The following is a 5,645-nucleotide window of genomic DNA, read 5'->3' on the forward strand; positions in this document are numbered from 1 at the left end:
GTCCTTTTGTTTACCACGATAAAATGGATTTAAAAACCGATTATAAAACAACTGGTGTACGTGTTGTGCCTATGGCAAGTGCACGTTATGGTGCGTTTTTAGCAAAAGGTGTAATCATGATGCCATCGTACGTAAACATTGGCGCTTACGTTGATGAAGGTACTATGGTTGATACCTGGGCTACTGTTGGTTCTTGTGCACAAATTGGTAAACGCGTTCACTTAAGTGGTGGTGTGGGTATTGGTGGTGTTTTAGAGCCTGTACAAGCTGCTCCGGTTATTATCGAAGATGATGCATTTCTAGGCTCTAGAGCAATTGTAGTAGAAGGTGTTAAAGTAGAAAGAGAAGCTGTTTTAGGTGCTAATGTGGTATTAACTGCATCAACTAAAATTATTGATGTTACCGGTCCTACACCAGTAGAATATAAAGGAATTGTTCCTGCACGTTCGGTAGTAATACCAGGAAGCTATACTAAAAAATTCCCTGCAGGCGAATTCCAGGTACCTTGTGCTTTAATTATTGGTAAACGTAAAGAAAGTACAGATAAGAAAACTTCGCTTAACGATGCGTTGAGAGAAAATAACGTAGCGGTTTAAGCTGAAAGCACAAAGGTGAAAGCTGAAAGCAAAACTCAAAAAGCCGAAAGTAAAGAACTTGAGCAATCAAGCTTTAGTCTTTCGGCTTTAAGCTTTTCGCTCAAAATCGGATACGATGGCAAGCGTGCTGCCAATAACTTAACAGGATTAGGTAATTACAGCCGGTCTTTAATTGAGCATTTGGCACATCAGTTTCCTCAGCATCAGTATTTGGTGTACGCTCCAAAAGTAAAATCTGCTAAACAGATTGATGCTTTTCTCGCAAATGAAAACATCGAACTGAAGCTTCCAAAAAACGGGCCTTTTTTATGGCGAAGTTTAAACATCCTTAAAGATTTAAATCAAGATGGTTGCCAGATTTATCATGGGCTCAGTCATGAAATTCCATTAGCCATACAACATACCCGGATTAAATCGATCGTTACCATTCATGATTTAATTTTTCTTCGCTTCCCTCAGTATTATAAATTTATCGACCGGAAATTATACGAGTGGAAAAGCAAATCTGCTTGTAAACGGGCCAATAAAATTATCGCCATCAGCGAAAAAACAAAAGAAGACATTATTGATTTATATGGGATCAGTTCTGAAAAAATTGAGGTAATTTACCAAAGCTGTGATGACAGTTTTAAAACACCTTTTGCTAAAGAAACCTTAAGCCGCATTAGGGCAACTTATAAACTGCCTGAAAAATACATCCTAAACGTTGGTACCATTGAAGAGCGTAAAAACCTTATATTGGCTGTTCAGGCTTTAAAAGAGGTTAATGAGGAGTATAAACTGGTGGTAATAGGTAAACAAACCGCTTATTTTAAAACCGTTGAGAAAGAAATAGAAAAGCTCGGCCTTAAAAACAGAATTCTATTCTTAAAAAATATCCCTTTTGCCGATCTGCCTGGCATTTACCAAATGGCAAATGTTTTTGTTTATCCTTCCTTTTACGAAGGTTTTGGCATTCCGATTATCGAAGCCCTCTATTCTGGGATCCCCGTAGTCGCAGCAACCGGGTCATGCCTGGAAGAAGCTGGCGGACCAGATAGCTTATACATTTCACCTGATGATGCTAACGGACTTGCAAAAGCCATTAATCAAATTCTTGAAAGACCACAACTCCAAAAAGAGATGAAGGAAAAAGGACTGGAATTTGTTCAAAAATTCAACGGTCCTATTGTTACGCAGCAATTAATGGATTGTTATTTGTCTCTTTAATCGTTACATTAATAATATATTTTAAAAATATATTACAATGTATTTTTTATGAGTGTCGTCACCCTGAATTCATTTCAGGGTCTTTCATGCTAAAAAGATGCTGAAATAAATTCAGCATGACGATCGCATTAGGCAAAGGAGCTATTAAAAGCAATCATTACAACCCAATATTTAATCGAACTTGTGTTAATAAAAACAGGGCTGGAATTTGTTTAAAAATTCAACAGCCCTATAGCTACTCAGCAATTAATGAATTGCTATTTAGATATTTTAACGTAACGGTTACAGCTTTATTTAGCAGCAGTAACAGTTGGTGGATATTGCGCCAATATTTCTTTTACGCCGGTGTATAAACGTTCTTCTCTTTTGTTAAAGCTATCGAGGTTAAAACCGGATCCCTGTCCGTGCCAGAATAAGATCTTTTTAGCAGGATCTAAGAAATCTATAATGATTGTACCTTCAATATATTGGTTTACATAGGTTCCGCCGCCGCCCCAGAAAGGGTTTCCCCAGCCGCCACGCCAGCCCCATCCCCAGCCACCGTAGTAACCTGGACCATAAACATCGGTTTTTTCCCGGGCAACTACCACCAAATTCACCAATAAATCAGGTCGGTCTGATTTCGTAAATCCTTTGGCATTCATTTCAGATTCAACCGCGGCTATTAATCTGCGTTTATCCAGATTATTAAGCTTAACCCTTGCTATGCCTTTATCGTAAAAATTGTAAGTTTTGTAACCGCTCAAATCAACATTTTTATCATAATCTGATGCGGTGCGGAGTGTTGTACATCCTGCTAATGCCAATACCACTGTAAAAAGCATTAATAATTTTTGTGCTGTTCTCATTTTGTGCGTTGTTCTTTAAATAACCTGAATTAAATATAACGATTTTGACAATCAAAAAGGAAAATCATTTATATTTTTTACAATCAGATTGTTATCTGTAAAACGATTTCTGTTTGATTATGTTTTGATGCTATCTATCTGTGATTAAGTATTTTACAAAATCAATATAATTCCTTAATAGGTGCAACTGTTTGTTTGATATTACTTGATCCCGTTAGAGAATAAGTAACTACGTCATTATTTTTTTCTACATCCTTTTTATTTGCTTTCCACTTTGAAATAAACGTGCCATGACTGATCATTTCATGATCGGTAAAAGCATTTGGCATTTTTAGTTCTATAGGAAACTGGTCTACATATTCTATTTCTTCTAAAGTATAGCGATATATATTTTCAGTATCGCTCACTTCAAATATAATGCCTGGCAAACCGCCGAATTTCCATGGCCCAGCTTTAACTAAATTATCTTTTTTAAACCAGGCAATATATTTACGCCCTCTAAACTCGGTTTCGGCCCTCATACAAGTTTCGCCATTAATTTTCCTTGTTTCTGAAGAGATTTTCCAATTAAAATTGTTCAACGTATCCACCACTAAATAAGTTGCCTTTGACCAGATGTTTTCCGCATATATAAGACCAGAAATATCTGGCGATTTCAACACAAATGGCATCCTTTTCTCATTGTCTTTCACCATCAACTTAACCCTTGTCCTCCTACGTAGGCCCTCATAGGTCGTATCATTCTTAAAACTGGTACTACTTGGGATAACTATTTCTAACGACCGCCCATTTAAATAATATTGCTCTAATTTTATATTACTGGTTATTCCACTAATATTGATGTTGTTTGTATAATGAAATATGATCTTTTTTTGAGCAATAACGAATGGAGATAAACAGATAAATATTGCGAGGGCGAATAACTTTTTCATATTATTTTAGCATTTGCATAAAAATATAGACTCTTAGAGTCAAAAACCAAACATTAACATTATTTAACTTCCTCTTAATAAATTAACTTTGTAAAATGCTAAGAGACGAGATTAACAAAGCTTTTGAAGTATTAAAATCGGGCGGGGTGATCCTCTATCCTACCGATACCATTTGGGGAATAGGTTGCGATGCCACAAATCCTGAAGCAGTGGATAAAGTACTTAAAATAAAAAACCGTCCTGCCGAAAAAAGCCTCATTGTGTTATTGGATGTAGACAGCAAACTGCAAAGTTATGTTGCCGAAATACCTGATGTGGCTTATGATTTAATTGAATATGCTGAAAATCCTTTAACGATTATTTTCTCTGGCGCAAAAAACTTAGCCCAAAATGTAATCAATGCCGACGGAAGTGTGGGGATCAGAATTGTTAAACACGATTTTTGCACACCATTAATCCAACGCTTCAGGAAACCTATAGTTTCTACCTCTGCAAATTTAAGCGGGCAGCCTTCGCCAAAATTCTTTGACGATATAGCCCCCGAAATTATTGATGCTGTTGATTATGTGGTAGATTTTGAGCAGGAAAACCGAACCAACAGAAAGCCATCAACCATTATGAAACTTTCTCCCGGCGGACAATTTGAGTTTATTAGGAAGTAAGCCTCAATAGTTTTTATTAATTTCGCATCATTAAGTAATTCGTCACCCAATTTATTTTCAGAGACTTAATACTAATAAATGCTGATCTCGCACATTCGGGACAGCACGAAGCAATTTTTATGCAGCAACACCTACAAAACCCAATATTTAAAACCTTATCCACAACTGCCGATAAGAACAATACCGAAGCATATGTAATCGGAGGCTTTGTTCGCGATTTATTTTTAAATCGCCCTTCAAAAGATATTGATATTGTTGTTGTGGGCAGTGGAATAGAATATGCTGAAGCAGTAGGTAGAAAACTGCACACCAAAGTAGCTGTTTTTAAAAATTTTGGTACAGCAAATATTAAATATCAGGATTTAGAAGTCGAATTTGTAGGCGCCAGAAAAGAATCTTACCGTTCTGATTCCCGTAAACCCATTGTTGAAGACGGTACCTTAGAAGATGACCAGCTGCGCAGAGATTTCACCATCAATGCTTTAGCGATCAATTTAAATGCCGATCATTTTGGTGAACTGTTAGATCCGTTTGACGGGATTAAAGATTTAGAAAACAAGCTCATCCGTACCCCCCTCGATCCGGAAGTTACTTTTTCTGACGATCCTTTGCGCATGATGAGGGCAATCCGCTTTGCTTCGCAGCTTAATTTCAACATCGATCCGGCTGCCCTAAATGCCATTAAAACGCAAAAACAGCGCATTACCATTGTATCAAAAGAGCGGATAACAGATGAAATGAATAAAATCATCCTCTCAAAAAAACCTTCTATAGGCTTTAAACATCTTTTTGATACGGGCTTATTGCAGCTCATTTTCCCTCAAATGGCACAGCTTTATGGGGTAGAGATTATTAAAGGAAAAGGACATAAAGACAATTTTTACCATACACTTGAAGTATTAGATAACATTTGCGCAGACACTGATGATTTATGGTTGCGTTGGGCGGCTATCTTACATGATATTGCCAAACCAGCCACTAAACGTTTTGAAGAAGGCCACGGTTGGACATTCCACGGACATGAAGATAGAGGAGCCAGAATGGTTCCAAAAATATTTGCACAGTTAAAACTGCCTTTAAACGAAAAGATGAAGTATGTGCAAAAATTGGTACAGCTTCATTTACGCCCAATTGTTCTGGCGCAGGAAACCGTTACAGATTCTGCGGTAAGGCGGTTACTTTTTGATGCCGGTGAAGAAATTGAAAGTTTAATGCTGCTTTGCAACGCCGATGTAACGACTAAAAACGAATACAAAAAAACAAAATACCGAAACAACTTTGAGCTGGTTAAACAAAAGCTTAAGGATGTAGAAGAACGCGATAAAATTAGAAACTGGCAGCCCCCTATTTCAGGAAACGATATCATGGAAACTTTCGGACTTGATGCAGGAAAAGAGG

General features: G+C 37.2%; 6 protein-coding genes. 4 read left to right on the forward strand and 2 right to left on the reverse strand.

The window, feature by feature from the left end; all coding sequences use genetic code 11:
• Positions 1-596, forward strand: a 596-nt coding sequence (locus AC1DND_RS17190; protein ID WP_477583451.1) for a 2,3,4,5-tetrahydropyridine-2,6-dicarboxylate N-succinyltransferase, incomplete at its 5' end; no start/stop codon positions are given.
• 15 nt (positions 597-611) lie between these two features.
• The gene (locus AC1DND_RS17195; protein ID WP_477583453.1) at positions 612-1,805 is read left to right on the forward strand and encodes a glycosyltransferase family 4 protein; all 1,194 of its coding nucleotides are present in this window, start codon (positions 612-614) and stop codon (positions 1,803-1,805) included.
• Positions 1,806-2,095: 290 nt separating this feature from the next.
• On the opposite strand, the gene AC1DND_RS17200 is transcribed toward AC1DND_RS17195, so the two are convergent.
• Both AC1DND_RS17200 and AC1DND_RS17205 read right to left on the reverse strand, forming a co-directional pair.
• Positions 2,096-2,653, reverse strand: a complete 558-nt coding sequence (locus tag AC1DND_RS17200) for a DUF4136 domain-containing protein (RefSeq protein ID WP_215129341.1) — start codon at positions 2,651-2,653, stop codon at positions 2,096-2,098.
• A 161-nt stretch (positions 2,654-2,814) separates the two neighbouring features.
• Positions 2,815-3,585, reverse strand: coding sequence for a GLPGLI family protein (locus AC1DND_RS17205; protein WP_477583455.1), 771 nt, complete (start codon positions 3,583-3,585; stop codon positions 2,815-2,817).
• Between the two features lie 95 nt (positions 3,586-3,680).
• On the opposite strand from AC1DND_RS17205, the gene AC1DND_RS17210 reads away from it, so the two are divergent.
• Together AC1DND_RS17210 and AC1DND_RS17215 are read left to right on the forward strand one after the other, a co-directional pair.
• On the forward strand, positions 3,681-4,247 hold the full coding sequence (locus tag AC1DND_RS17210; protein ID WP_477583457.1) for an L-threonylcarbamoyladenylate synthase: 567 nt from the start codon (positions 3,681-3,683) through the stop codon (positions 4,245-4,247).
• Between the two features lie 119 nt (positions 4,248-4,366).
• The coding region (locus tag AC1DND_RS17215) for a CCA tRNA nucleotidyltransferase (protein WP_477583459.1) at positions 4,367-5,645 on the forward strand (1,279 nt) is incomplete at its 3' end.

Source organism: Pedobacter sp. 01N416 (genome assembly GCF_056399685.1).